Raw genomic sequence first — 23,831 nt, 5'->3', positions numbered from 1 at the left:
GACGCGTTGTCGGCACTGCGATTCATCCGTCATCCCATGTTGGTCGAGAGTCGCGTGTACCGGCGCGCCGGCGGGCCAGGATCACCCCGGACCCTGCGACAGCCCATGTCGGCCGCAACTCGACAGTCGCGGGCACCATGGGCATTGGTTGGTCAATTGACGGTGAAGCCGTTGCGCTTCGTTCAGCAGCGCATCCGGTTGCCCGTGGAATCAAGTCATTTCGGCAACGTGCGCATGTTCCCGGGTGGCGGCGAAGCGGACGGCCGGCGCGCGCTCCTGCGCCAGCTGCAGGTTGACGCGCGTGGGCGCCAGATAGACCAGCTCGCCGGCGGCATCCAGCGCGAGGTTCATGGCGTTCTTGTCGCGGAATTCCTCGAGTTTTCGATTGTCGGCGCAATGGATCCAGCGCGCCGTGCTGATCTGGATCGGCTCGAAGGCGGCGTCCACGCCGTATTCGTCCTTCAGGCGATAGGCGACGACATCGAACTGGAGGGTGCCGACGGCGCCCAGGATCAGGTCGTTCGACATGAGCGGACGGAAGAACTGCGTGGCGCCTTCCTCGCTCAATTGCGCCAGGCCTTTCTGCAGCTGCTTGAGCTTGAGCGGATCGCGCAGTCGCGCGCGCCGGAACAACTCCGGTGCGAAATTCGGAATGCCGGTGAATGACAGGGGCTCGCCTTCGGTGAAGCTGTCGCCGATCGAGATCGTGCCGTGGTTGTGCAGGCCGATCACATCGCCCGGATACGCGGTCTCGACGATCTCGCGGTCGCTGGCCATGAAGGTCAGTGCATTCGCGAGCTTCTGCTCCTTGCCGCTGCGCACATGGAAAGCTTTCATGCCGGCGTCGAAGCGACCCGAGCACACGCGCAGGAAAGCGACGCGGTCGCGGTGCATCGGGTCCATGTTCGCCTGGATCTTGAACACGAAGCCGGAGAAGACTTCTTCTTCCGGCGCGATTTCGCGCGAGGTGGTCGGGCGCGGTTTTGGTGCCGGCGCGTGCTCGACGAAGAAATCGAGCAGCAACTGCACGCCGAAATTGTTAACCGCCGAGCCGAAGAACACCGGCGTCTGCCGGCCGGCGAGATATTTATCCTTGTCGAACGGATGCGAGGCGCCTTCGACGAGTTCGAGCTCTTCGCGCAATTCCTTCAGCATGTCGGCGCCGATGCGCGCGGCCAGCTGCGGGTCGTCGAGCGAGGCGAAGATCGTTGAATCCTGGCGGGTGAAGTTGCGCCCCGATTCGAACAGGTGTACTTCGCCGCTGACCAGATGCACCACGCCCTTGAGGCGCGAGCCCATGCCGATCGGCCACAGGATCGGCGCGCACTGGATGCCGAGAACGGATTCGACCTCGTCGAGCAGATCGATAGGCGAGCGGCCTTCGCGGTCGAGCTTGTTGATGAAGGTCATGATAGGCGTGTCGCGCAGCCGGCAGACTTCCATCAGCTTGATCGTGCGTTCTTCCACGCCTTTCGCGCAGTCGATCACCATGAGTGCGGAATCCACTGCCGTCAGCACGCGATACGTGTCTTCCGAGAAATCCGCGTGGCCGGGCGTGTCGAGCAGGTTGACGATGCAGCCCTCGTACGGGAACTGCATCACCGAGGACGTCACCGAAATGCCGCGTTCCTTTTCCAGCGCCATCCAGTCCGAGGTCGCATGGCGCGCGGCCTTGCGCGACTTCACGCTGCCGGCCATCTGGATCGCGCCGCCGAACAACAACAGCTTCTCGGTCAGCGTGGTCTTGCCGGCGTCGGGATGCGAGACGATGGCGAAGGTGCGGCGGCGGTGGGTTTCGCGCAGGTGTTCGGACATGGGGCGGACGCCGCGGCAGGCCGCAGCGGGGGTCGGAAGAAGGGCGGCGAGTATACCAGCCGGCTGCGGCGCGGCCCTTTGGCACCTGTAGGAGCGGCGCAAGCCGCGATTTCTCCAATGTGCGTCGCCGATTGGGGAAATCGCGGCTTGCGCCGCTCCTACAAAAACGTCATTGCCCCGGCAGCGGCAAAAAGCCGTTCGGGCCGACCATGCGGAAGGGCACCGAGACCAGGCGTAGGCCACGATTGACCTGCACGCAAAAATGCAGGTGCGGGCCGCTGGAATAACCGGTGTTGCCGCTGTAGGCGATCACCTCGCCGAGGTTCACGCGCTGCCCGACCTTCACCAGTACGCCGTTTTCCTGCAGGTGCGCGTAGATCGCCATGCTGCCATCGTCGTGCAGGATGCGGATCAGGTTGGCGCGCTCGGCGAATTCGGCGCGGTTGAGCCCGGCGCCGCTGAAGCCCGATTGCACCTGCATCACCACGCCGCCACGCGCGGCCAGCACCGGCGTGCCGACCGGCACGATCAGGTCGACGGCAAAGCGGTTCTGTTCGTCGGTGTGGGAAAAACCGCCGTGGAAGACCTGGCCCAGGTCCCAGCTGCTGTTCTCGTCCACTGGCAGCGAGTAGGTGACGTTGCCGGCGATCGCGTGCGGATCGCCGGGCATGGTGAGTAGGTTGACGCCGTAACTCGATGGCTGCCCCGGCGTCATCGTCTCGATGCGGCTGATCAGCACGCGCGTGTTGGCGGCGATCACCTGGCGCAGCGGCAGCGCGGGCAGCGACTGCACGTTGATCGCGTCGGTGAACGACAGCTCCAGCTCCAGCGGCCCGCCCAGGCGGTTGCTGACATAGACATCGGTGGCGTCGCCATTGCGCACGCGTTCCAGATCGGCGAGGGAATCGTTGCTGGTCGGCACGCGCGCGCGCGAAACATGCGCGGCGCCGGCGCCGACGGGATTGTGCGGATTGTCGATATGCGGGCCGTTGATCGCGGCATCGATGCGGCGATAAGCGGGATCGCCGGCAAGGGCGAGGGCGGCAGTCATCAGGGCGAGCAGGGGATACAGCAGGAGGCGGGCGATCATCAAGGCAGGCGCAAGTCGGGGGGCTGCGCGAAGTATTGTTCAATTGGCTGGGGTTTGTGAATGCCGAAGCCCTGGGCGAAGTCCACGCCGAGCTCGCGCAAGACTGAACAGATCGATTCATCTTCGGTGTGTTCGGCTACCGTCTGCTTGTTCAGCACATGCGCGATATCGGTGATCGCGCGCACTACCGCCGTCGACAGCGGCGAGCTTTCAAGGTCGCGGACGAAGCTGCCGTCGATCTTGAAATAGTCGACATCGAGGCGGTGCAGGTAGTTGAACGAACAAAAACCGGTGCCGAAATCATCGAGGGAAAATGCGCAGCCGAGACTGCGCATCTGCCCGATCAGCACCTGCGCGCGCGCCAGATCACGCACGGCGCTGGTCTCGGTGACCTCGAAACACAGCTTGTGTGCCGGGATGCGGCTATCGCGCACGCGTTCGAACAGGAACTGCCGGAATCCTTCGTCCACCAGCGAGGCGGCGGTGAGATTGATTGCGCAGGAATCGACCTGCGCGGTCGCGTCGGGCCGCGCCTCCAACCAGCCCAGGGCGAGTTCGACGACGTGCCGGTCCAGCGCCACGCCGAGCTGGAAGCGTTCGGCGGCCGGGATGAAATGACCGGGCGCGAGTCGCTGACCGCTGACCGGATCGCGCATGCGCAAGAGCACTTCGAAGCAGCGGCCGGTGACGGCCTGGCCATGCAGGGGCACGATCGCCTGGCAGTCGAGTTCGAACAAGCCGCCGTCCAGCGCTTCGCGGATGCGCACGGCCCAGCGCATCGATTCGGTGCGCTCCTGGGTTTCGCCGGGCTCCTGGCTGGCCAGGCAGACACGATTGCCGCCGAGTTCCTTGGCGGTGAAACAGGCGGCATCGGCGAGCGAAAGCAGGCGCGCGAATTCCAGTTGGCCGTGTTCGAACGCCACCAGGCCGATGCTGCCGGTGATGTTGAGCACGTGGTCGCGCCAGCCGACACGGTAGTTCTCGATCGCCCGCAGCAGGTCCTGCATGCGCGGCTCGATGCGCGTCGGATCGCCTTCCAGCAACAGCGCGAATTCGTCGCCGCCGATGCGGAACACGCGGTCGCCGTCGCTCACGCGTGCTTTCAGCAGCGACGCGACGCCGTGGATGAGGGCATCGCCGGCGGCGTGGCTGGCGGTGTCGTTGATCAGGGTGAAGTGATCGAGATCGAGATAGGCGAGCGCACGGCTGCCACCAGGTCGCGACAGCGCCTGCATCGCCGCGTCCTCGAAGGCGGCGCGATTGGGCAGACCGGTCGACGCATCGGTCATCGCGCGGCGCAGGACTTTCCGCGTCGCCATGCGCTGCTGGAACATCGCCGCGACCAGTACGAGCGGGATCAGCGAAATCAGGCACATGAAACCGAGCAGCATCGCCGAGTCCAGCGGTTGCGTCGGCGGTGTGAAGCCGGCCAGGCCGAGGCCGGTCAGGGAGGTCAGGTAGAGCACCACGAGGGATGTGGATAGGATCGTCCAGATCGGCTGGAAGCGGATCGCGCTCCACAGCAACAGGCTCAGCGGCAGCGCGACCATCGCCAGCGCGTACAGGCTGCCGCGGTTGCCGCTCCAGTAGACCGTGGCGAACGACAGCACCAGCGCGATCAGCCAGGCGGTTTTCTCGCGCGCACTGGAATAGTCGCGCGATCGCGGCGTATCCGGATTGGTGGCGGGCCCGGCAGTGAGGATCAGCATGCTGGGCGCGATGCTGACGACGCCGAGCAGGTCGCCCATGCTCCATTTCGCCAGCGCTGGCCACCAGTCATCGAGCCCCATCATTCCCGACCAGATCAGACCGGTGCAGCCCACCAGCCCGGAGACCGTCACCATCACCAGCGCACCGCGTAGCATGCCGAAACCGCTGGCCATGGTGATGCGCATTGGCGTGTCGGTGAGGCTGACGGTCAGTGCGCCGGCGAGTACGCCGCAGAGATTGCTCATCACCGAAAACGGAATGAACGCGGCCGGTGCCGGCACGAAAGTGAGATGGGCGATGAGCATCGCCACCGGGATGAAAAGGGCTGAGCGCCAGCCGTAGCGCAGCACCGCGGCGTAGGCGATGCCCGAGGATGGCCAGAACAGGGTGACTTGTTCCGGGCCATGGATGAAGGCCACCGCATACCACGCGCCGAGCAGGTACAGACCTGTCAACAGGATGAATCGCAGCATCGCGCGTCCCCGGATCGCTTGGCCCGAGTGTAACGCCAGTCCTCGCCACGAAAGCAATGCTACCGACGGCGGCTGCTCCGATCTGTGCGGCAACGCACGGCCACGCGCGGGCGCGCACGGCCGCGGGAATCAGCACTCGATGACGTTCACCGCCAAGCCGCCGCGCGAGGTTTCCTTGTACTTGTCCTGCATGTCGCGGCCGGTGTCGCGCATGGTCTTGATCACCTTGTCCAGCGACACCTTGTGCTTGCCGTCGCCGCGCATCGCCATGCGCGAGGCATTGATCGCCTTGACCGCGCCCATCGCGTTGCGCTCGATGCAGGGAATCTGCACCAGGCCGCCGATCGGATCGCAGGTCAGGCCGAGGTTGTGTTCCATGCCGATTTCCGCGGCATTCTCGATCTGCCCCGGCGTGCCGCCCAGCGCCGCGGTCAGGCCCGCCGCCGCCATCGAACAGGCCACGCCGACTTCACCCTGGCAGCCGACTTCGGCGCCGGAGATCGAGGCGTTTTCCTTGTAGAGGATGCCGATCGCGGCGGCGGTGAGCAGGAAATCGAACACGCCTTGCTCGGTTGCGCCGGGGATGAAGCGATCGTAGTAATGCAGCACCGAGGGAATGATGCCGGCGGCGCCATTGGTTGGTGCGGTGACCACGCGTCCGCCGGCAGCGTTCTCTTCGTTGACCGCGAGCGCGTAGAGATTGACCCAGTCGAGCACGGTGAGCGGATCGCGCATGCCGGCTTCGGGCTTGCTCGACAGCTCGGCATACAGTGCCGGCGCTCGCCGAATCACGTGCAAGCCGCCGGGCAAGGTGCCCTTTTCGCGGATGCCGCGCGCAGTGCAATCCTTCATCGCCTGCCAGATCTCGCGCAGGCCGGCACGGATTTCCGTGCTGCTGCGCCAGGCGTGCTCGTTGGCGAACATCAATGCCGCGATGGTCAGGCCGCTGCTTTCGGCCTGCTTGAGCAGTTGATCGCCGGAATGGAAGGGATGCGGCAATTCGGTGGTGTCGGCGACGATTCGATCTTCCGCGGCTTCATCCTGGTTCACCACGAAACCGCCGCCGACCGAGTAGTAATCGCGCGCGGCGAGTTCGCGGCCGTCGGCAGCGTAGGCGATGAAACGCATGCCGTTGGTGTGGAAGGGCAGCTTCTGGCGCTTGTTCATGATCAGATCCTGCTTCTCGTCGAAGCGGATCTCGTGCTTGCCGAACAGGCGCAGCGTCTTGCTTTCGCGGATGCGCTCGAGCGCGGCCGGAATGACGTCGGGGTCGATGGTGTTCGGCATCTGTCCTTCCAGACCCATGAGCACGGCCTTGTCGGTGCCATGGCCGCGACCGGTCAATGCCAGCGAACCGAACACTTCGGCGCGCACGCGCACGCACTCTTCCAGCACGCCGTTTTCTTCCAACCACTTGCCGACGAAGCGTGCCGCCGCGCGCATTGGACCGACGGTATGCGACGACGAAGGGCCGATGCCTATCTTGAACAGGTCGAAAACGCTGACTGCCATGTGGAGGACTTCCGTGAGGGAAAGCTATTCTATGCCCGCGTGCCAAGTTGGCCGCAGTACGCCGCCGAATGTGAGCCCGATGCGTCTGACCCTGTTCCAGCGCGACCACTGCCATCTCTGCGATCTCGCCTACGAGGTGCTGGTCGCCGCCGGCGTGCCCGATTTCGATCCGGTCTGGATCGACGGCGACGCCGCGCTCGAAGCGATCTATGGCGTGCGCATTCCGGTGCTGCGCCGGGAAGACAGCGGCGCGGAACTCGACTGGCCGTTTACGGCCGAGACAGTGCGGGCGTTTTTGGCCTGATTTTTGTAGAAGCGCTGGTAGAAGCGCTGTAGGAGCGACGCAAGTCGCGATAGCTGGCCCCGCAGCGAGAGCTATCGCGACTTGCGTCGCTCCTACTGCGGCACGGCGCTCCTGCGGTTATTTTTTTACGGCCACCGGCTTCGCTACTGGCGCGACCGGCTTCGTGACCGCAGCCGCTGCCAGCACGAGATGCGTTTTCACAGTGACGTTGTTCGGCAGCAAATCGGTGTCCTGCCAATCGCCGGTGCCGACCCTGAAGTCGAGACGTTTGAGCAGCGCCTGGCCATCGAGCACGGGCTTGGCGCCGGCGGTCCAGGTGAACGCCAGCGTCACCGGCTTGCTGATGCCGTGCAGGCTGAGCGCGCCGTCGGCGGCGAACTTGTTGCCGCCGAGCGCGCGAAACTTCGTCGCGACGAAACGCGCCTCCGGCAATTTTTTGCTGTCGAAGAATTCCGCGCCGCGCAGCATTTCGTCGCGCTCGCTGTTTTTCGTATCGGTACTGGCCAGTGCGATACGCACGTCGAAACGGCTGTCGGCGAGTTTCGTCGGATCGAAGCGGATCTGCGGCATGAACTTGCCGAAGCGGCCGTCGAAGGCTTCGCCCTGGTAGCTGGCGGTGAAGCCGAGCGTGGAGCCGGGCTGCATCGTCCAGTCGGCGGCGAAGCTGGCGAACGGCGTCGCCAGCAGGAGTAGCACGGGAACAATGCGGCGCATGGTCAGGTTTCCTCGGTTCGGTTCTTCATCAGCGGCAGCATGCGCACCAGCGTGCGGTCATGCAGGCGGTAGTGATGGAACAATGCCGCGGCGGCATGCAGCACCAGCAGGGCCGCCATCGCGTAGAACAACGACACGTGCGCCGAATGCGCGAATGCCTTGATGTCCGAATCGTAAGCATGCAGCGACGGCACCTTGAACAGGCCGAACCAGTGCAGCGGAAAACCCGCGGCCGAGTTGAACAGCCAGCCCGACAGCGGCACCGCGACCAGCAGCGCATACAGCCCGCCATGGGTGATCTTGGCGATCGCATCCTGCCAGCGCGGCGTGCCCGCCACCGGCGCCGGCGCCGAAGCGACCAGGCGCCAGCCAAGCCGCAGCAGCGTCAACGCGAGCACGGTCAGGCCAAAGCTCTTGTGCAACGCATACACCTGCACCTTGAACGTGCCCAGCGGCAACTCGACCATCAGCAGGCCGACGCTGGCGAGGCCAAGGATCAGCAGCAAGGTCAGCCAGTGCAGGCCGATGCTGATCACGCCCCATTGGTCAGGTTTATTTCTGATCGGCATCGGCATGCTCCTGCGCGTCGGTATCGTGGCCGCTTCGGGTCGCTTCGACTTCGATGATAAGCCGGACGCTGTCGCCAACGACACCGCGCCAGGCGTCCATGGCGAAATCCTTGCGGCTGATCGTCGCGGTGGCCGAGAAGCCGGCGGTCTTGCGCAGCGTCAACGGATGGCGCTTGAGCGCATTCATCGTCACCGCCAGCACCACCGGCCGGGTGACGCCATGCAAGGTGAGCTCGCCAGTGATGTTCGCGGTGGCGTTGCCGGTTTTTTCCACGCGGCGGGAAACGAAATGCGCCTCGGGAAATTTCTTCGCGTTGAAGAACGTTGGGTCGAGGACTTTTTTCTGCCAGTCGGCATCGCCGAGATCGAGCGTGGCGAGCGGGATGACCACGTCGATTTGCGCAGTGGACCAATCGAGTTCGTCGAAACGCAGGCTGCCGTGGCTGCCGGAGAAGCTGCCGATCGGATTCGAGAAGCCGGCATGGCTGATCTGGAATGCGACCCGCGTATGCACCGGGTCGATCGCGTAATCAGTGGTTGCTGCCTGCGCAGCGCCAATGCCGGCAAGGGCCGTTAGCAGCAATGACATCGGCAGTAGCGGACGCGGGAATGGGCGCATGTCGGAGTCCGGTGGTGGCGGAGGGCAAGTCTAGATGCCGACAATGAAGCCCGGGCGCTTGTGAAGGCAACGCATCGTTGCGAGGATGGCCAGCAACGGCGTTCACAAAGCCGGCGCCGGCAACACTCCGGACGCGAGGTCATGCCGTGGGCAGGGGTGCCCGCGGCAGGCAGGATTCCCAATTGCGGTACTTCGGCATTTTTATTCCGCCAGGCATTTCATGGACATTGGGGAGTTCCATGCGGCCTTTTTTCGCCTTGCTTTGCCTGCTTTTCAGTACCAGTCTTTTTGCCGCAATTCCCGCCGAACCTTTGTTCAAGCATGTCGGCACCGCCGATGGCCTGCCATCGACCGGCACCAACGCGCTCGCGATCGATCACGATGGTTACCTGTGGATCGCCACGCACGACGGCCTTGTGCGCTACGACGGCGTCAGTTATCGCGTCTACCGGCACGTGGCCAACGACGAAAGCTCGCTGCCCGGCAATTACGTGCAGACCCTCCATGTCGATGCCGGTAATCGCATTTGGGTTGGCGTCGAGGGCGCCGGGCTGAGCATGCTCGATACCGCGCGGCGCGGCTTTCGACACATCAATCGCGGCAATCATCCGCTGATGCGAAGCGACGATGTCTGGGCGATCGATAGCACGCGCGATGGTGCGCTGTGGTTCGGAACGTATGCCGGAGGGCTCTACCGGATCGATGCCGCGGGTACGCCGCGGGAACGGATGACGCGCTTCCTGCCGGCGCGCGGCAATCCGCACAGCCTGCCCGACGCCAATATCATCACCCTGGCGGTGGACCGCGCCGGAACGCTCTGGATCGGCACCACGCGCGGCCTCGCGCGCTGGACGGACCACGGTTTCGATACGTTGCCGCCGGACAGCTTGAGCAGCCGCACGATCCTCAGTCTTTCGCCCGAGGCCGATGGCAGTCTGTGGGTCGGCGGCGATCACGGAATGGATCGCATCCGCGTCGACGGTAGCCTCGAACGGCCGGCATGGAGCGCGCATCTGCTGGATGCCGGAGTGACTTCGGTGCTGCGCGACGAGCGCGGCGATTTGTGGATCGCTACCGAGACAGGATTGATGCGCGAACACGCGGGCGTGATCGAGCGCTTCACGGAAACGATGGTCGGGCACGTGACGATTTTCCAGGCATTGGCCGATGCCGAAGGCGGCCTGTGGTTCGCTAGCTCCAACGATGGCTTGTTTCGGCTGTCTGCTGGTTGGCGCAATTTCAGCGTGGTGACGAGCGGAGCGCGGAAAAACGCCTTGGGCAATGTCGACGTGACGGGCGCAGCAAATGCTTCCGATGGCCGCGTCTGGCTGGTCGGGACGCAGGGAGTACTCGATCGCCTCGATCCTGACGATGGTCCGATCACGCATGTGCTGCTAGGGCAGAAGTCGTTGCCGAGCACCGCATTGAAATCGGTGGCGGAACGTCGCGACGGCAGTATCTGGATCGGCCATGGGCAGGGCCTGAGTCGTTATCGGCCGGACACCGGCGCCGTGACGCATTGGTACATCGGCGACGGCAAACAGGACCTGTTGCCAGGACCGGTCAATCGCTTGCTGGAAACCGACGATGGGTTGCTCTGGGTCGCTTCCTACGGCGGTGGTCTGCAGGCGCGCGATGGCGACGGCCGGGTCGTTTACAGCCTGCGACTCAACGACGGCCAAGGACTGGAGTCGCCGGATCTGACCCAGCTTGCAGCGGGCCCGGATCACATGCTCTGGGTCTCGGGTCCGGCTGGACTGCAGCGTTGGGACCGCGTCGAAAAGCGCCTGCTGCACGTCGAAGGCGCGTCCGAAGGAACCGTCTATGGGTTCGCGTTCGCGTCGGCCAATACGCTGTGGATCCATCGCATGGCGGCGATCGAGGGTTATCACTGGAATGGCCGGCGCTTGCATCTGTTCCGGGTCATCGCCGCCGAACACGGTCTGCCCGCGATCGCCTCGGGTGGTCTCGCGATCGATCACGAGGGCGCGCTCTGGCTGCCGACCCTGCGTGGCCTGTTTCGTTACGACCCCGCGCACGATCGCTTGCGCCATTTCGGTAGTCATGATGGCCTGCCGAGCTCGGAGTTTGGTCCGATCGCGCCGCTGGTCAGTGCGCACGGTACGGTCCTGGTCAGTTCCCGCGCCGGTCTCGTGGTGTTCGATCCCGCGGCTATCCGCACCAACAACAAAGCGCCGGCGCTGGTGATCGATGCGATCAGCCTGCGTCGCGGCGAAGAAGTGCTCGACCTGCCGGTGAATCTCGCCGAGCTCACGCTGGAACCGCAGGACCGTGACCTGCGCATCAATGCGCGGCTGCTGTCTTTCGTCGACCCGCAAGCGCATCGCTACCGCTTCTGGCTGCACGGCTACGATCCGGACTGGGTCAATGTCGACGAACGCGGCGAGCGGATATTTTCCCGGCTCGACGCCGGCGAGTACCGGCTGGAAGTGGTGGCGGCGAATGCCGATGGCGCATGGTCGGCGCCGCGCGGCTTTAGGCTGATCGTACGTCCGCCGTGGTGGCGCAGCGGCGCGGCGATTTTCGTCTGGGTTGTTTCCATCATTTCCGTGCTGATGTGTATCGCGCTGATCTATCGCCGGCGTCTGCGTGCGCGCCACACCGCGATGTTGCGCGAGCAGAGCCGGCAACTCGCCGAACAGGGCTCCGAGGCGAAGTCGCGTTTTCTCGCCAACCTCGGTCACGAGATCCGCACGCCGATGACGGGTGTGCTCGGCATGTCGGAATTGCTGCTTGGCGGGGATCTCGACGAACGCCAGCGCCGCCAGGTCGAATCGATCCAGCGCGCCGGCCAGCATCTGTTGCGCCTGGTCAACGATGCGCTCGATCTCGCCTGCGTCGAAGCCGGCAAACTCACCTTGCAGGACGAGCCTTTCGACCTGCATGTGCTGCTGGAAGAAGTCGCGGCCCTGTTGCGGCCGTCGGCGCATGCCAAGCACTTGCTGTTCGCATTGCAGCGCAGTCCGGGCACGCCGCGTTTCCTGCGCGGCGACGCCGGTCGCGTCCGCCAGATCCTGCTCAACCTCGGCACCAATGCGATCAAGTTCACTGCCCATGGCGAGGTCGCGATCCGCAGCGCGCCCTTGCCCGGTGGCGGCCTGATTCTGGAGGTCACCGATACCGGCCCCGGCCTCAATGCGCAGCAGCAGGCGCGGCTGTTCCAGCGTTTCGAACAGGCCGAAGGCGCGCTCACTGCGCAGCGTTATGGCGGTAGTGGTCTAGGCCTGGCGATCAGTCAGGAGCTCGCTGCGGCGATGCAGGGTCGCATCGAAGTGCAGAGCGATCCCGGCGCAGGCGCGATCTTCCGGGTGATGCTGCCGCTGGCGAATGCCGCGCATTCGGAAGTCGGCCTGCCATCCCTGCCGTTGCCGATGGTCGCCGGTACCTCGCTGCGTCTGTTGGTGGTCGAGGACGATGTGATGATCGCCGAGGTCGTCGTCGATCTGTTGCGTTCGCTCGGGCATCAGGTCGCGTTGGCGACGCAGGCGTTGTCGGCGCTGTCGGAGTTGCGCAACGGTGACATCGATCTTGCCTTCATCGATCTCGATCTGCCCGGCCTCGACGGCTTCGAGTTGAGTCGAATCATCCAGTCGCAGGGTCATGCCTGCGCACTGGTCGCGATCACCGCGCGCGCCGATCCGCAGGCCGAGACGCAGGCGTTCGCGGCGGGCATGCACGGCTTCGTGCGCAAGCCGGTGAACAGCGCGATGCTGACGGCGGTGATGATGCAGGCGATGCCGCATTGGCGACGCGCAGAAGAGCGTGCGGCCAGTCAGGCCGAGGCGCAGTTGCCAGCGCCGGTGAACTTGCGTCTGGTGTGATGATGGCGGTCTGGGTTCACGATGCCCTGCATCGCGAACCTACGGTCACTGCGTCGTGGCGCTGCTCGCTGAGGGCGCGAGCGGCGGCTCGGTGTCGGGTGTCGTCGCGATCGGCGCCTGCAGGCGATTGCGTTTGACGAAGGCCTGCCATTGCCGCACCTGGCCATTGAAGGCATTGAGATCGACGAAGCCCTGAATGCCGGCGACATGGCCGCGATTGCCGTACTGCCACAACTCCCAGGCGCCGCTGGTCTGCCAGCTCGGCTTGCCGTAGACATCGCGCACCCAGAGCCGGCGCTGGTCCAGCGCGAGCTGCGGATCGGTGACGAAGGCCTGATAGAAATCGTGGGTCACGTACAGCACCGGCGTCCGGTCGTAATGCATCTGCACGGCCTCGAGGAAAGCGTCGATTTCCTTCGCCTGCTCCGCGAGGCTGCCTTCGGGGCGGCAGTTGCCGCCGAACTCCAGATCGATCGCCGGTGGCAATGCCGCGGCATCGACGGGGACGGTCGAAAAAAACAGATCCGCCTGCGACAGCCCATCGCGACACAGCGAATAGTAGTGATAGGCGCCGACCTGCAAACCGCTGGCGCGGGCGTTGCGCCAGTTTTCGTCGAAACGTTCGTCGCGGAAATCACCGCCCTCGGTCGCCTTGATGTAGGCGAACGCAAAGCCTTCACCGGCGACCTGGCGCCAATTGATATCGCCCTGGTGGTGCGAGACATCGATGCCGCGGATCGGAAACTGCGCTGCCGATGGATAATTGAAACGCAGCCAGCCGTGTTGGAACGACCAGTACGCCAGTGCCGCGATCAGGCCCGTCAACGTCAGCAGGATCAGGGCGCGTTTCATCAGGGCGTCCGGGCTCAGGCGGGTTTTCGGCTGAATTCGTGCACGGCATCGACCAGCACTTTCACGTGCGCGGGGTCCATGTCCGGCGACAGGCCGTGACCGAGATTGAACACATGGCCGGGGTGCGGGCCGTAGCTTGCGAGCGTGCGTTTGACTTCGGCGCGGATCGCATCGGGCGAGGCGTACAGCGTCACCGGATCGAGATTGCCCTGCAGTGCGACTTTTCCATCGGTGCGTCGCCGCGCCTCGTCGAGCGAGACCAGCCAGTCGACGCCCAGGCCTTCGGCGCCGGTCGCGGCGAGTTCCTCGAGATAGGGCGCGTTGCCCTTGCCGAACAGGATCAGTGGCGTGCGTTCGGCGCCATCACCGCGCCGGAATTCGCTGGCGATGCGCTGCAGGTAGCGCAGGGAAAATTCCCGGTAGTGATGCGGCGCGAGCACGCCGCCCCAGGTGTCGAACACCATCAGCGCCTGCGCGCCGGCGGCACGCTGCGCGCTCAGATACGCGATCACCGAATCGGTGACGACTTCGAGCAACTGGTGCATCAACGCCGGCTCGTTGAAGGCCAGCGACTTGATCCGGGAAAAATTCTCGCTACCGCCGCCTTCGACCATGTAGCAGGCCAGCGTCCACGGGCTGCCGGAAAAACCGATCAACGGCACGCGATCATTCAGTGCGCCGCGAATCGTGCGCAGGGCATCCATCACATAGCGCAATTCGCCGTCCATGTCCGGCACTGCGAGCTTGGCGATGTCGGCGGCATTGCGCACCGGTCGCGCGAAGCGCGGGCCTTCGCCTTCGGCGAACGACAGGCCCAGGCCCATCGCATCGGGAATGGTGAGAATGTCGGAGAACAGGATCGCAGCGTCGAGGTCGAAACGCTCCAGCGGCTGCAGCGTCACTTCGCAGGCGAGGTCGGGATTCGTCGCCAGGCCCATGAAACTGCCGGCGCGCGCGCGGGTGGCACGGTACTCGGGCAGGTAGCGCCCGGCCTGCCGCATCAGCCACACCGGCGTGGCATCCACGGCTTCGCGACGTAGCGCGCGCAGGAATCGATCGTTCTTCAGCGTCATGGCGTCATCCTTGTTGCCGTGGCATCAGCGCGGAGCATCCACGCCCTGCGCGAACATCACCACGAAACCGCGCCGCACTTGCGCGTCGCGTGCTTTTTCGAAGGCGGCGAGGGCGGCATCCTGCTCGAGAAACTGTTCGCGCTTGAGCTGCACCTTGCCGCCGATCTGTCCGGTCTCGCGCACCAGCGACCAGCCGCCGAGCAGATCCTGCTGCAGGATCAGCTGCACGTATTTCGGATGCTCGCCGGCATCGGGTTTTTGCTGGAGGAGTAAGCGCATAGGGTGGGCATTGTAGCGGCTGGGCTTTGCCGGGGGTGGTGTTCTGTAGGAGCGGAGTGAGCCGCGATTTCTCCATAGGACATCGCCGATTGGAGAAATCGCGGCTCGCGCCGCTCCTACAAAAGCCTACGAAAGCACCGCGAGGATGTCGGCTTCCGGGACGTCGCGCACGACTTCGGCCTGGCCCAGGCCACGCCAGAGGATCAGGCGCAGCGCGCCGGACAGGGACTTCTTGTCCAGGCGCATGCGCGCGAACAAGGCGTCGGCGGACAGACCCGGCGGAATCGTCACGGGCAGACCGAAGCGCAGAAGCAATGCCTGCAGACGTTCGCTGTCGGCGACGGGTGCGCGACCGAGATGCGCCGACAGGCGCGCGGCCAGCACCATGCCGACAGCGATTGCCTCGCCATGCAGCAGGCCACCGTAGCCTTGTTCGGTTTCGATCGCGTGGCCGAAGGTGTGGCCGAAGTTGAGCAGCATGCGTTCGCCCTGTTCGGTTTCGTCGCGCACGACGACGCCGGCTTTCTGTCGGCAGCTCACTGCGATCGCTTCGGCAATCACGTTGGCGTCGCGCGCGAGCAGTGCATCGGCGTGATCTTCAAGCCACTTGAAGAAATCGGCATCGGCGATCGCGCCGTACTTCACCACTTCCGCCAGGCCGGCGCGCAATTCGCGCAGCGGCAAGGTCGCGAGCGTATCGGTGTCGGCGATCACTGCCGCTGGCTGATGGAACGCGCCGACAAGATTCTTCCCCGCCGGCAGATCCACGGCGGTCTTGCCGCCGACCGAGGAATCGACCATCGCCAGCAAGGTCGTCGGCAATTGCACGAAGCGCACGCCGCGCATCCAGCATGCCGCTGCGAAACCGGCGAGGTCGCCGACCACGCCGCCGCCGAGCGCGAGCACGGTGACATCGCGGCTCGCGCCGAGCGCGGCGAGTTCGGCGATCACATCGGCGAAGCGCGCGAGGTTTTTTTCCTGTTCGCCGGGCGGCAGCACCAGGCTGCGAATGTTTTTTTCCAGCAGCGCCGCTTCGACACGGGCAAGGTAATGCGGCGCGACGTTGCCGTCGCTGACGATCAGCGCATGCCGGCCCGGAACCTGCGCCGCAAGCAACCCGGCATCGCCGAGCAGGCCAGCGCCGATATGGATGGGATAGCGGCGCGCGCCGAGTTCGACGAGAAGCGTTTTCATCACGCCGCCTCCGCGCGCTGCCAGCGCGTTTCCAGTTGCGTGGCCAGGCGTTGCACCGCGGTAGCGACGACGAGGCCGTCGGAATCGAAGGCGAGATCGGCGATTTCCTCGTAAAGAGGTGCACGTGCCTGCGCCAGGGCTTCGAGTTTCGCGCGCTTGTTGCCATCGGCGAGCAGCGGCCGCGTGCGATCGCGTGCAAGGCGCTCGAGCTGCTGCTCGATGCCGACCATCAGGTAGACGACGAAGCCGCGCGCGCACAACAGCTGGCGATTGTCCGGCGACAGCACCGCGCCGCCGCCGGTGGCGATCAGCTGCGCCGAGCCCTGCATCAGTTCGGCGATCAGCTGTGCCTCGCGCATGCGGAAGCCATCTTCGCCCTCGTGCTCGAAAATAAGCGGCACGGCGGCGCCGGTGACTTCCTCGAGGCGGTGGTCGGCATCGACGAAGCTCAGTCCAAGTTTGGCGGCTAGGCGCCGACCGATCGAGGTTTTGCCGGCGCCCATGGGGCCGACGAGGACGAGGTTGGGCGCAGGGTTCATGGGGCGGGATGCTAGCATTCCGACCCCGATCAACGGAGCGCGGAATGGCCTTGAGTTCTGCCTGCCTGGTGATTGCCGGCGCCGGCGATGTCGGCGGCCGCCTCGCGGCATTGCGTGCCGCGCGTGGCGAAGACGTGATCGCATTGCGTCGTCGCGATGTCGCCGCAACCGCGCCGGGTATCCGCAATCTGCGCGCCGACCTGGCCAGCGGCGAAGGCCTGTCGCGACTGCCACGGCAGCCGGATGCGCTGGTGTTCTGCGCCGCGCCCGAACAACGCGACGAGGCCGCGTATCGACGCCTGTATGTCGATGGCCTGCGGCGATTGCTCGATGTCGTCGATACGCCGCGGCTGATCTTCGTGTCGTCGACATCCGTCTATGCAGAAGATGCCGGCGAGTGGGTCGACGAGACGACGACGGCACTGCCGAGGGCATTCAACGGCCGCGCCCTGCTCGATGCCGAGCAAATCCTGTCGTTGCATCCGGGCGGCGTGGCGCTGCGACTGTCCGGCATCTACGGGCCGGATCGCGAAGCACTGCTGCGAAGAGCGCGTGCAGGCGAGGCCGACCGCCAGCACTGGAGCAATCGCATCCACGTCGAGGATGCTGTCGCGGCGCTGTCGCATCTGCTCGATCTCGTCGCGCCGCAGCGTTTGTATCTGGGCAGCGACGATGCGCCGGCGTTGGAAGCCGATCTGCAGCACTGGGTTCGCGAGCAGGAAGGTTTGTCGCCGGTGTCGACATTGTCGGCTGGTGATGGACAAACCGGTCGCCGCATCGCCAACGCACGATTGCGCGCCAGTGGCTGGGCACCGGCCTATCCGGATTATCGCGCTGGCTATGCCAAATTGTTAACAAACGCCCCGATATAGTCGCTCCGCAACCTGGATTCCAGTCGGGATCCCAACCTGCCACAGGAGAGAATCATGTCGATCGCAAAAATCATCGAGGTCAATTCGTCGTCCAAGAAGAGCATGGAAGATGCGGTGCAGTCGGGCCTCAAGAAATGTGCCGAAACCGTCAAGAACATCAAGGGCGCCTGGGTCAACGAGATCAAAGTGGTCACCAATGACGACGGTACGGTGTCGGAGTGGCGGGTGAACCTGCGCGTCACCTTCGTCGTCTCCTGATCGCGGTTTCGATACATGAATGAGCGGCGGGCTTGGCCCGCCGTTTTTTTTCGCCATTGCGCCGACGAAGCCAGGTGCAGTGGTGGCCGCATCGGGCGACAATGCCGGGACGCGGCAGACGCCCGCCGCAACCGGATGGAGCAACGATGAGCGATCTGCAGGCCGAGGCACTGAAAACTTTCACCGAACTGTTGGCCGAAGCTACGGCCGCCGGTGATCCGGAGCCGACCGCGATGACTGTCGCGACGGTCGCGCGCAACGGCCGGCCGTCGGCGCGCACGGTGTTGCTCAAGGCCTTCGATGCGCGCGGTTTCGTTTTCTATACCAATTTCGATAGCCGCAAGGGTCGGCAGCTGGCGATCAATCCGCAGGCAGCGTTGTTGTTCCTGTGGAAGGCGTTGCGCGATGGCGAGCATGTGCAGGTGAAGATCGAAGGCACGGTCGAGCCGGTCAGCGCCGCCGAGGCCGATGCGTATTTCGCCAGTCGTCCGCGCCCGAGTCAGATCGGCGCCTGGGCTTCGCTGCAATCGCAGACACTCGATTCGCGTGAAACTTTCGAGCAGCGCTTCGACGAGTTCGAGGAGCGCTACGCCGGCGTGCCGGTACCGCGGCCGCCGCACTGGTCGGGCTTCCGCGTGGTGCCGGAATTGATCGAATTCTGGTACGGCGCGAAATACCGCCTGCACGAACGCCAGCGCTATGAGCGCGTCGATGGCGTATGGACGAAGCGGATGCTGTATCCGTGATGATCGGTCCGCGCCGCATCGTCTGCCTCACCGAAGAGCCGACCGAAACCCTGTACGCGCTTGGTGAGCAAGCGCGCATCGTCGGCATTTCCGGTTTCACCGTGCGCCCGGCGATCGCGCGCAAGGAAAAACCCAAGGTCAGTGCGTTCACCAGCGCGAAGATCGGCGAAATTCTCAAGCTCGAGCCGGATTTCGTCGTCGGGTTTTCCGATATCCAGTCGGAGATCGCCGCGGCGTTGATCAAGCAGGGTGTCGAGGTCTGGATCAGCAATCACCGCAGCGTCGCTGGCATCCTCGACTACATCCGTCGGCTTGGCGCGCTGGTCGGCGTGGCCGACAAGGCGATCGCCTACGCCAATGAACTGCAGCGCGGCCTCGATGCGATCGCGAAAGAAGCGGCGGCGTTGCCGCGACGCCCGAAAGTATATTTCGAGGAATGGGACGAGCCATTGATCAGCGGCATCCAATGGGTGGCCGAACTGATCCGCGTCGCCGGCGGCGACGACATCCTGCCCGAGCGCGCGGAGAAATCGCTGGCGAAGGACCGCATCATGGCCGACGGCAGCGAAGTGATCGCGCGCGCGCCGGACATCATCTTCGGCTCCTGGTGCGGGAAGAAATTCCAGCCCGGAAAAGTCCGCGCCCGTCAGGGTTGGGCGGATATCCCGGCGGTGCGTGATGGTGAACTGCACGAGATCAAGTCGCCGATCATCCTGCAGCCGGGGCCGGCGGCATTGACTGATGGGGTGCGCGAGATCGCCGCGCATATACGCAGTTGGTCGCGTAGGAGCGGGCCTGACCACGACTGATCCTTGAGGCAATCGCGAGCGCTGCAATTGGTATCGCAAGATTTTCGGCAGTTATGCCCGCCCCTGCGGGATGTTGCGACGCAGCTTGTCCCTCCATACGCGGTCGTATAGAACGTCCATACGGCCCGGTATCCAGGGCTGGATGGGTACGACCATTATCCTGGGAGGGAGATATGTCGCGATTCCTGATCGGCCGCCTGTGCGGCGTTTTGCTTTGCCTGTTGTTCGCCTTGCCGGTGGCCGCGCAATCGGGCTACACGCAGACCAGGCAACCGATCGTGCTGGTGCACGGCCTGCTCGGTTTCGATTCCCTGTTCGGTGTCTACGACTATTGGTACGGGATTCCGGCCGAGTTGAGTTCCGGTGGCGCGCAGGTTTACGTCGCCACGGTTTCGGCCAGCAATTCCAGCGAAGTGCGCGGCGAGCAGCTGATCGTCTATCTCGATCACCTGCGGGCGATCACCGGCAAGCAGAGCTTCAATCTGATCGGCCACAGCCATGGCGGCCCGACCATCCGTTACGTCGCGGCCGTGCGGCCCGATCTCGTTGCGTCGGTGACCAGCGTCGGCGCACCGCATACCGGCAGCAAGGTCGCTGATGGATTAGCGACGACATTCCCCGCAGGCTCGGCGGGGCGCGCATTGGTCGCCGGTTTTGTAAACGCGCTATCGACCTTCATCGCCGTCTCGTCGGGCGATGCGCATCCGCAGGACGCGCTCGCGGCGTTGACCTCGCTCAATAGTGTCGGCGCCGCGCAATTCAATGCGCGCTATCCGCAGGGCATGCCGGCGACGAGTTGTGGCCAGGGCGCAGCGACGGCCCAAGGCGTGCGCTACTACTCGCTGGGCGGCACGTCGGTGCTGACCAATATCTTCGACGCTTCCGATGCGCTGCTCGGCGCCGGCAGTCTGTTCTTCGGTTTCGAGGCCAACGACGGACTGGTCGGGCGCTGCTCCAGCCATCTGGGCACGGTGCTGCGCGACGACTATCCCTGGAATCACCTCGACGAGGTCAACCAGACCTTCGGGTTGCGCCAACTGTTTTCGGCGAGCCCAGCCAGCGTGCTGCGCACGCAGGCGAACCGGCTCAAGAACGCGGGTCTGTAAGCGATGCGTGGTCGCCTGGCGATCGCCGCCTGCGCAATGGCGGCGATCGCGATCTGGTGGTTTGCGCGGCCGGCGGCGCTGGTCGCGACCCTGCCGGTGGCAATCGATCAACGCGTGACACCTGTCGTCGAGGATGCGACTGGCGTCACGCGCGCTGCGGTGGATGCGCGCGTGACGACGACGGCGGCGGCGAATGATTCACTGCGCGGCACCGACGTGGATGGTGCGGTGACGGTCGCGGCCAATGGACAACTGCAGGTCGATCGCGAACTGCGGCGGCTGTTCGATTATTTCCTCACGCGCCTCGGCGAGCGTTCGCTGGCGACGATCCGCAGCGATCTCGCCACGTATCTCGCGACAAAATACGCGCGGCCGGTTTGCGCCGCGGCGCTGGAATACTTCGATCGCTACGTCGCGCTGCTCGATGAACTCTCGCACCTCGCGCCCAGCAGCGATGCCCGCGCCGACCTCCGTCGCCTGCATGCGTTGCGGCTGGCGCGGCTGGGTGCGGCGGTCACCGAAGCCTGGTACGGGCGCGAAGAACGCTATCTGGAAAACACCATCGATCGCCAGGCCGTGCTCGCCGATACGTCGCTGAGCACAGAGCAGCGGCAGGCAAGGCTCGATGCCCTGGCGGCGCAACTCGATCCGGCGGAACGCAGCGCGCGTGCGCCCACCGATGCGATGGCGGTAGCGGTGGCGCAGACCGAGTCCTTCGATGAAAACCACGCGAGCGCGGCGCAGCGTTTCGCCGAGCGCTCGCGCCTGTACGGTTCCGAGGCCGCGCGGCGGCTGGCCCAGCTGGATGCCGATCACGCCGCCTGGGACGGGCGCCTCGCCGCGTACGCCGCGCAACGGCAGCGCCTGCTGCAGGATTCGCGACTTGATTCCGCGGCACGTGCGCGTGCGTTGGCGGCGCTGTTGAGCACGAACTTCGACGAACGCGAGCGCCTGCGCGTCGAAGCCTTGACCCGCAGCGATGCGCTGCCGCCGCATGGCTGAGGGCATCCGCGCCGGCGCTTGAGCGGTCGAGTCCGTCGATCCGGCGCGGTGGAAAATTTCCGGATGGATTCGTCACGTGAATCCGCCAGGAAGAAGCCGAAAAATTCAGCCGAGTATTTTCAAGCCCATCTGCGCCAGCAACGCCGTCATCTGTCCGGCCTGCACGGCCTGGTCACTGGAAGCGTTGCCTTGCTGCGCGCGTTTGGCTACGCCCTGGGCGATGGCGGCAAGACGGAAGAAACTGAAAGCGAGCACGAATGGCCAATCGGCGGGCAGGGCGCGGCCGGTGATTTCCGAATAGCGGCGAAGAATTTCGCTTTCTTCGGGAATGCCCAGCGCCTTGCGATCCAGCCCGCCCAGGCCCGGCAGCGCCGGATTGCGCGGCAGGCGCAGCGCCATGCAGAAATAACCGAGATCGGCGAGCGGATGGCCGAGCGTGGATAGTTCCCAATCCACCACCGCGATCACGCGCGCCTGCAACGGATGGAACATCAGGTTGTCGATGCGGTAGTCGCCGTGTACCAGCGACAGCATGCCGTCGTCGGCGGGGCAGCGCGCCGGCAGCTGTTCCATCAGCGTTTCCATTTCCGCAATGACGCGGGTTTCGCTGGCGCGGTATTGCTCGCTCCAGCGCGCGATCTGGCGCTCGAAATACTGACCGTGCTTGCCGTAGTCGTCGAGGCCGACGGCGTGAACGTCGACGGTATGCAAGGCCGCGAGCGTGGCGATGATCGCTTCGAAATACGCGCCGCGATCCTCGACATCCGCCTGCGGCAGTGAGGGGTCCCAGAAGATGCGGCCGTCGACGTATTCCATCAGATAGAACATCGAGCCGATCACCGCTTCGTGCCGGCACAGGTGCAGCGGCTCCGCGACCGGCACCGCGCTGCCGTGCAAGGCAGTCAGCACGCGGAATTCGCGATCGACTGCGTGCGCGGACGCGAGCAGTTCGCCGGGCGGTTTGCGCCGCAATACATATTTTCCGCTCGCCGCTTCGATCAGGTAGGTCGGGTTGGATTGCCCGCCCTTGAATTTCGTCGAGGTCAGCGGGCCACGAAAGCCGGGCACCTGGTCCTCGAGATAGGCGCGCAACGCGGCATCAGGAAGGGCGAGCAGGTTGTCGGCGGTCATGCTGAAATCCTTTCGAGTGTTCCGATGCGGCCTATCCAATGCGACCGATGCGAGGCAAGGGTGCGACAACTCCGCGGGAGGTCGGCGCGGAGCATCACCCTTTCAGCATTGAGCGCGCCAGCGAGGAAATATGCACCTCGTCGGGACCGTCCGCCAGGCGCAGCGCGCGTGCGCCGGCATAGGCCTGGGCGAGAAAATGATCCTGCGACAGGCCGCCGGCGCCATGCACCTGCATCGCGCGGTCGATCACCGCGCAGGCCATGCGCGGCGCGACGATCTTGATCATTCCGATCAGGTCTTTCGCGCCCTTGTTGCCGACCGCGTCGAGCGTCGCCGCCGCCTGCAAGGTGAGCAGGCGCGCCTGTTCGATCTCGCAACGCGAGAGCGCGATCGCTTCCTGCGCCATGCCGTGTTCGCCGATCGGCTTGCCGAAGGCGATGCGGCTGCGCGCGCGCGCGACCATCATGTCCAGCGCGCGCTGCGCCAGGCCGATAGAACGCATGCAGTGGTGAATGCGGCCCGGCCCGAGGCGCGCCTGCGCAATCGCGAAACCGCTGCCTTCCTCATGCAACAGATTGCCGACCGGCACGCGCACGTTTTCGAACGCCATCTCGACGTGGCCATGCGGCGCATCGTCGTAACCGAACACCTGCAGCGGGCGCACGACGCGCACGCCTGGCGTCGCCATCGGCACCAGCAGCATCGACTGGCGACGATGTGCGGGCGCGTCCGGGCTGGTCACGCCCATCACGATAAGAATCTTGCAGCGTGGATCGCCGGCACCGGTTGTCCACCACTTGCGGCCGTTGAGTACGAAGTGATCGCCGTCGCGCAGAATCGGCAGGCCGATATTGGTGGCATCGGAAGACGCGACGTCGGGCTCGGTCATCGCGAACGCGGAGCGGATGTCGCCAGCGAGCAAGGGCGTGAGCCACTGCGCTTTCTGTTCGGCATTGCCGAACATGTGCAGCACTTCCATGTTGCCGGTGTCGGGCGCGGAGCAGTTGAAGATTTCCGAGGCGATCAGCGAGCGACCCATGCGCTCGGCGAGGCGCGCATATTCGAGGTTGTTGAGGCCGCTGCCGTGTTGCGGGTCGGGCAGGAAAAGATTCCAGAGCCCTGCGGATTTCGCCTTGGCCTTCAAGGTTTCGAGCAGCGGCGGAATCGTCCAGCGCTTGCCGGCGTCGTGATCCCATTGCGCGAATTCGCGTTCGGCGGGCAGCACGTGGGTATCGATGAAGGCGGCGAGGCGGTCGTCGATTTCCTTGACGCGGGTCGACATCGGGAACAGGGCGGTCATCGTATTTCCTGTGCGGACATTT

General features: G+C 64.9%; 22 protein-coding genes. 8 read left to right on the top strand and 14 right to left on the bottom strand.

Translation table 11 applies throughout. The features are described 5' to 3' along the window. Positions 1–210 precede the first annotated feature (210 nt). The 4 genes from VKM35_RS07455 to VKM35_RS07440 all read right to left on the bottom strand — a co-directional run bounded on the left by VKM35_RS07455 (position 211) and on the right by VKM35_RS07440 (position 6,600). On the bottom strand, positions 211–1,815 hold the full coding sequence (locus VKM35_RS07455) for a peptide chain release factor 3 (protein ID WP_324319959.1): 1,605 nt from the start codon (positions 1,813–1,815) through the stop codon (positions 211–213). 169 nt (positions 1,816–1,984) lie between these two features. Continuing rightward, positions 1,985–2,905, bottom strand: coding sequence for a M23 family metallopeptidase (locus tag VKM35_RS07450; protein WP_324319957.1), 921 nt, complete (start codon positions 2,903–2,905; stop codon positions 1,985–1,987). Further along, entirely contained in the window at positions 2,905–5,088 is a 2,184-nt protein-coding gene (locus tag VKM35_RS07445; protein WP_324319955.1) for a putative bifunctional diguanylate cyclase/phosphodiesterase, read from the bottom strand. The genes VKM35_RS07450 and VKM35_RS07445 overlap by 1 nt, the downstream gene beginning before the upstream one ends. A 129-nt stretch (positions 5,089–5,217) precedes the next feature. Then, complete coding sequence (locus VKM35_RS07440; protein ID WP_324319953.1) at positions 5,218–6,600, bottom strand: L-serine ammonia-lyase; 1,383 nt, start codon at positions 6,598–6,600, stop codon at positions 5,218–5,220. A gap of 79 nt (positions 6,601–6,679) precedes the next feature. On the opposite strand from VKM35_RS07440, the gene VKM35_RS07435 reads away from it, so the two are divergent. Next, entirely contained in the window at positions 6,680–6,904 is a 225-nt protein-coding gene (locus VKM35_RS07435; protein WP_324319951.1) for a glutaredoxin family protein, read from the top strand. 117 nt (positions 6,905–7,021) lie between these two features. Here the strand turns inward: VKM35_RS07435 and VKM35_RS07430 are convergent, their stop codons facing one another. The 3 genes from VKM35_RS07430 to VKM35_RS07420 are packed head-to-tail and all read right to left on the bottom strand — an operon-like array spanning position 7,022 to position 8,806. After that, the gene (locus tag VKM35_RS07430) at positions 7,022–7,618 is read right to left on the bottom strand and encodes a YceI family protein (protein WP_324319949.1); all 597 of its coding nucleotides are present in this window, start codon (positions 7,616–7,618) and stop codon (positions 7,022–7,024) included. A gap of 2 nt (positions 7,619–7,620) precedes the next feature. Then, a complete protein-coding gene (locus VKM35_RS07425) occupies positions 7,621–8,187 on the bottom strand; it encodes a cytochrome b (protein WP_324319947.1) in 567 nt (188 codons plus the stop codon). Further along, entirely contained in the window at positions 8,171–8,806 is a 636-nt protein-coding gene (locus tag VKM35_RS07420; protein ID WP_324319945.1) for a YceI family protein, read from the bottom strand. The genes VKM35_RS07425 and VKM35_RS07420 overlap by 17 nt, the downstream gene beginning before the upstream one ends. A gap of 239 nt (positions 8,807–9,045) precedes the next feature. Between VKM35_RS07420 and VKM35_RS07415 the strand changes: the two genes are divergently transcribed. Next, on the top strand, positions 9,046–12,648 hold the full coding sequence (locus VKM35_RS07415) for a two-component regulator propeller domain-containing protein (protein WP_324319942.1): 3,603 nt from the start codon (positions 9,046–9,048) through the stop codon (positions 12,646–12,648). Between the two features lie 45 nt (positions 12,649–12,693). Here VKM35_RS07415 and VKM35_RS07410 read toward each other — a convergent pair whose 3' ends face one another. The 5 genes from VKM35_RS07410 to VKM35_RS07390 form a co-directional block, all read right to left on the bottom strand. Beyond that, on the bottom strand, positions 12,694–13,500 hold the full coding sequence (locus VKM35_RS07410) for a GH25 family lysozyme (RefSeq protein ID WP_324319940.1): 807 nt from the start codon (positions 13,498–13,500) through the stop codon (positions 12,694–12,696). Between the two features lie 14 nt (positions 13,501–13,514). Further along, the gene (gene hemE / locus VKM35_RS07405; protein ID WP_324319938.1) at positions 13,515–14,573 is read right to left on the bottom strand and encodes a uroporphyrinogen decarboxylase; all 1,059 of its coding nucleotides are present in this window, start codon (positions 14,571–14,573) and stop codon (positions 13,515–13,517) included. A gap of 24 nt (positions 14,574–14,597) precedes the next feature. Continuing rightward, entirely contained in the window at positions 14,598–14,852 is a 255-nt protein-coding gene (locus VKM35_RS07400) for a WGR domain-containing protein (RefSeq protein ID WP_324319936.1), read from the bottom strand. A gap of 126 nt (positions 14,853–14,978) precedes the next feature. Continuing rightward, a complete protein-coding gene (gene aroB, locus VKM35_RS07395) occupies positions 14,979–16,046 on the bottom strand; it encodes a 3-dehydroquinate synthase (protein WP_324319934.1) in 1,068 nt (355 codons plus the stop codon). Next, positions 16,046–16,585: a shikimate kinase gene (locus VKM35_RS07390; protein ID WP_324319932.1), complete on the bottom strand. Its 540-nt coding sequence runs from the start codon at positions 16,583–16,585 to the stop codon at positions 16,046–16,048. Before VKM35_RS07390 ends, aroB begins: the two co-directional genes overlap by 1 nt. 44 nt (positions 16,586–16,629) lie before the next feature. Here VKM35_RS07390 and VKM35_RS07385 point away from each other — a divergent pair, with 44 nt between their 5' ends. From VKM35_RS07385 to VKM35_RS07360, 6 genes are all read left to right on the top strand, one after another. Then, positions 16,630–17,457 (top strand): NAD-dependent epimerase/dehydratase family protein, encoded by an 828-nt coding sequence (locus VKM35_RS07385; protein ID WP_324319931.1) that lies wholly within the window; start codon positions 16,630–16,632, stop codon positions 17,455–17,457. Between the two features lie 54 nt (positions 17,458–17,511). Next, positions 17,512–17,715: a dodecin family protein gene (locus VKM35_RS07380; protein WP_324319928.1), complete on the top strand. Its 204-nt coding sequence runs from the start codon at positions 17,512–17,514 to the stop codon at positions 17,713–17,715. A gap of 146 nt (positions 17,716–17,861) precedes the next feature. Further along, a complete protein-coding gene (gene pdxH, locus VKM35_RS07375) occupies positions 17,862–18,461 on the top strand; it encodes a pyridoxamine 5'-phosphate oxidase (protein WP_324319926.1) in 600 nt (199 codons plus the stop codon). After that, complete coding sequence (locus VKM35_RS07370; RefSeq protein WP_324319924.1) at positions 18,461–19,270, top strand: cobalamin-binding protein; 810 nt, start codon at positions 18,461–18,463, stop codon at positions 19,268–19,270. The genes pdxH and VKM35_RS07370 overlap by 1 nt, the downstream gene beginning before the upstream one ends. 173 nt (positions 19,271–19,443) lie before the next feature. Beyond that, a complete protein-coding gene (locus VKM35_RS07365; RefSeq protein WP_324319922.1) occupies positions 19,444–20,376 on the top strand; it encodes a triacylglycerol lipase in 933 nt (310 codons plus the stop codon). Positions 20,377–20,379: 3 nt separating this feature from the next. Continuing rightward, a complete protein-coding gene (locus tag VKM35_RS07360; RefSeq protein ID WP_324319920.1) occupies positions 20,380–21,378 on the top strand; it encodes a lipase secretion chaperone in 999 nt (332 codons plus the stop codon). A 105-nt stretch (positions 21,379–21,483) separates the two neighbouring features. Here VKM35_RS07360 and VKM35_RS07355 read toward each other — a convergent pair whose 3' ends face one another. Both VKM35_RS07355 and VKM35_RS07350 read right to left on the bottom strand, forming a co-directional pair. Further along, positions 21,484–22,509 (bottom strand): phosphotransferase family protein, encoded by a 1,026-nt coding sequence (locus VKM35_RS07355; RefSeq protein WP_324319918.1) that lies wholly within the window; start codon positions 22,507–22,509, stop codon positions 21,484–21,486. A gap of 94 nt (positions 22,510–22,603) precedes the next feature. Beyond that, the gene (locus tag VKM35_RS07350; RefSeq protein ID WP_324319916.1) at positions 22,604–23,809 is read right to left on the bottom strand and encodes an acyl-CoA dehydrogenase family protein; all 1,206 of its coding nucleotides are present in this window, start codon (positions 23,807–23,809) and stop codon (positions 22,604–22,606) included. Between the last annotated feature and the right edge of the window lie 22 nt (positions 23,810–23,831).

The sequence above is a fragment of the Arenimonas sp. genome, assembly GCF_035312645.1.
Taxonomy (GTDB): Bacteria; Pseudomonadota; Gammaproteobacteria; order Xanthomonadales; family Xanthomonadaceae; genus Arenimonas.
This window is presented reverse-complemented; position numbering and strand designations above follow the sequence as displayed.

Excerpts from the sequence above, each read along its gene's own strand:
- VKM35_RS07455 (WP_324319959.1), bottom strand. The coding sequence starts at position 1,815 with ATGTCCGAACACCTGCGCGAAACCCACCGCCGCCGCACCTTCGCCATC.
- VKM35_RS07450 (WP_324319957.1), bottom strand. The coding sequence starts at position 2,905 with ATGATCGCCCGCCTCCTGCTGTATCCCCTGCTCGCCCTGATGACTGCC.
- VKM35_RS07445 (WP_324319955.1), bottom strand. The coding sequence starts at position 5,088 with ATGCTGCGATTCATCCTGTTGACAGGTCTGTACCTGCTCGGCGCGTGG.
- VKM35_RS07440 (WP_324319953.1), bottom strand. The coding sequence starts at position 6,600 with ATGGCAGTCAGCGTTTTCGACCTGTTCAAGATAGGCATCGGCCCTTCG.
- VKM35_RS07435 (WP_324319951.1), top strand. The coding sequence starts at position 6,680 with ATGCGTCTGACCCTGTTCCAGCGCGACCACTGCCATCTCTGCGATCTC.
- VKM35_RS07430 (WP_324319949.1), bottom strand. The coding sequence starts at position 7,618 with ATGCGCCGCATTGTTCCCGTGCTACTCCTGCTGGCGACGCCGTTCGCC.
- VKM35_RS07425 (WP_324319947.1), bottom strand. The coding sequence starts at position 8,187 with ATGCCGATCAGAAATAAACCTGACCAATGGGGCGTGATCAGCATCGGC.
- VKM35_RS07420 (WP_324319945.1), bottom strand. The coding sequence starts at position 8,806 with ATGCGCCCATTCCCGCGTCCGCTACTGCCGATGTCATTGCTGCTAACG.
- VKM35_RS07415 (WP_324319942.1), top strand. The coding sequence starts at position 9,046 with ATGCGGCCTTTTTTCGCCTTGCTTTGCCTGCTTTTCAGTACCAGTCTT.
- VKM35_RS07410 (WP_324319940.1), bottom strand. The coding sequence starts at position 13,500 with ATGAAACGCGCCCTGATCCTGCTGACGTTGACGGGCCTGATCGCGGCA.
- hemE (WP_324319938.1), bottom strand. The coding sequence starts at position 14,573 with ATGACGCTGAAGAACGATCGATTCCTGCGCGCGCTACGTCGCGAAGCC.
- VKM35_RS07400 (WP_324319936.1), bottom strand. The coding sequence starts at position 14,852 with ATGCGCTTACTCCTCCAGCAAAAACCCGATGCCGGCGAGCATCCGAAA.
- aroB (WP_324319934.1), bottom strand. The coding sequence starts at position 16,046 with ATGAAAACGCTTCTCGTCGAACTCGGCGCGCGCCGCTATCCCATCCAT.
- VKM35_RS07390 (WP_324319932.1), bottom strand. The coding sequence starts at position 16,585 with ATGAACCCTGCGCCCAACCTCGTCCTCGTCGGCCCCATGGGCGCCGGC.
- VKM35_RS07385 (WP_324319931.1), top strand. The coding sequence starts at position 16,630 with ATGGCCTTGAGTTCTGCCTGCCTGGTGATTGCCGGCGCCGGCGATGTC.
- VKM35_RS07380 (WP_324319928.1), top strand. The coding sequence starts at position 17,512 with ATGTCGATCGCAAAAATCATCGAGGTCAATTCGTCGTCCAAGAAGAGC.
- pdxH (WP_324319926.1), top strand. The coding sequence starts at position 17,862 with ATGAGCGATCTGCAGGCCGAGGCACTGAAAACTTTCACCGAACTGTTG.
- VKM35_RS07370 (WP_324319924.1), top strand. The coding sequence starts at position 18,461 with ATGATCGGTCCGCGCCGCATCGTCTGCCTCACCGAAGAGCCGACCGAA.
- VKM35_RS07365 (WP_324319922.1), top strand. The coding sequence starts at position 19,444 with ATGTCGCGATTCCTGATCGGCCGCCTGTGCGGCGTTTTGCTTTGCCTG.
- VKM35_RS07360 (WP_324319920.1), top strand. The coding sequence starts at position 20,380 with ATGCGTGGTCGCCTGGCGATCGCCGCCTGCGCAATGGCGGCGATCGCG.
- VKM35_RS07355 (WP_324319918.1), bottom strand. The coding sequence starts at position 22,509 with ATGACCGCCGACAACCTGCTCGCCCTTCCTGATGCCGCGTTGCGCGCC.
- VKM35_RS07350 (WP_324319916.1), bottom strand. The coding sequence starts at position 23,809 with ATGACCGCCCTGTTCCCGATGTCGACCCGCGTCAAGGAAATCGACGAC.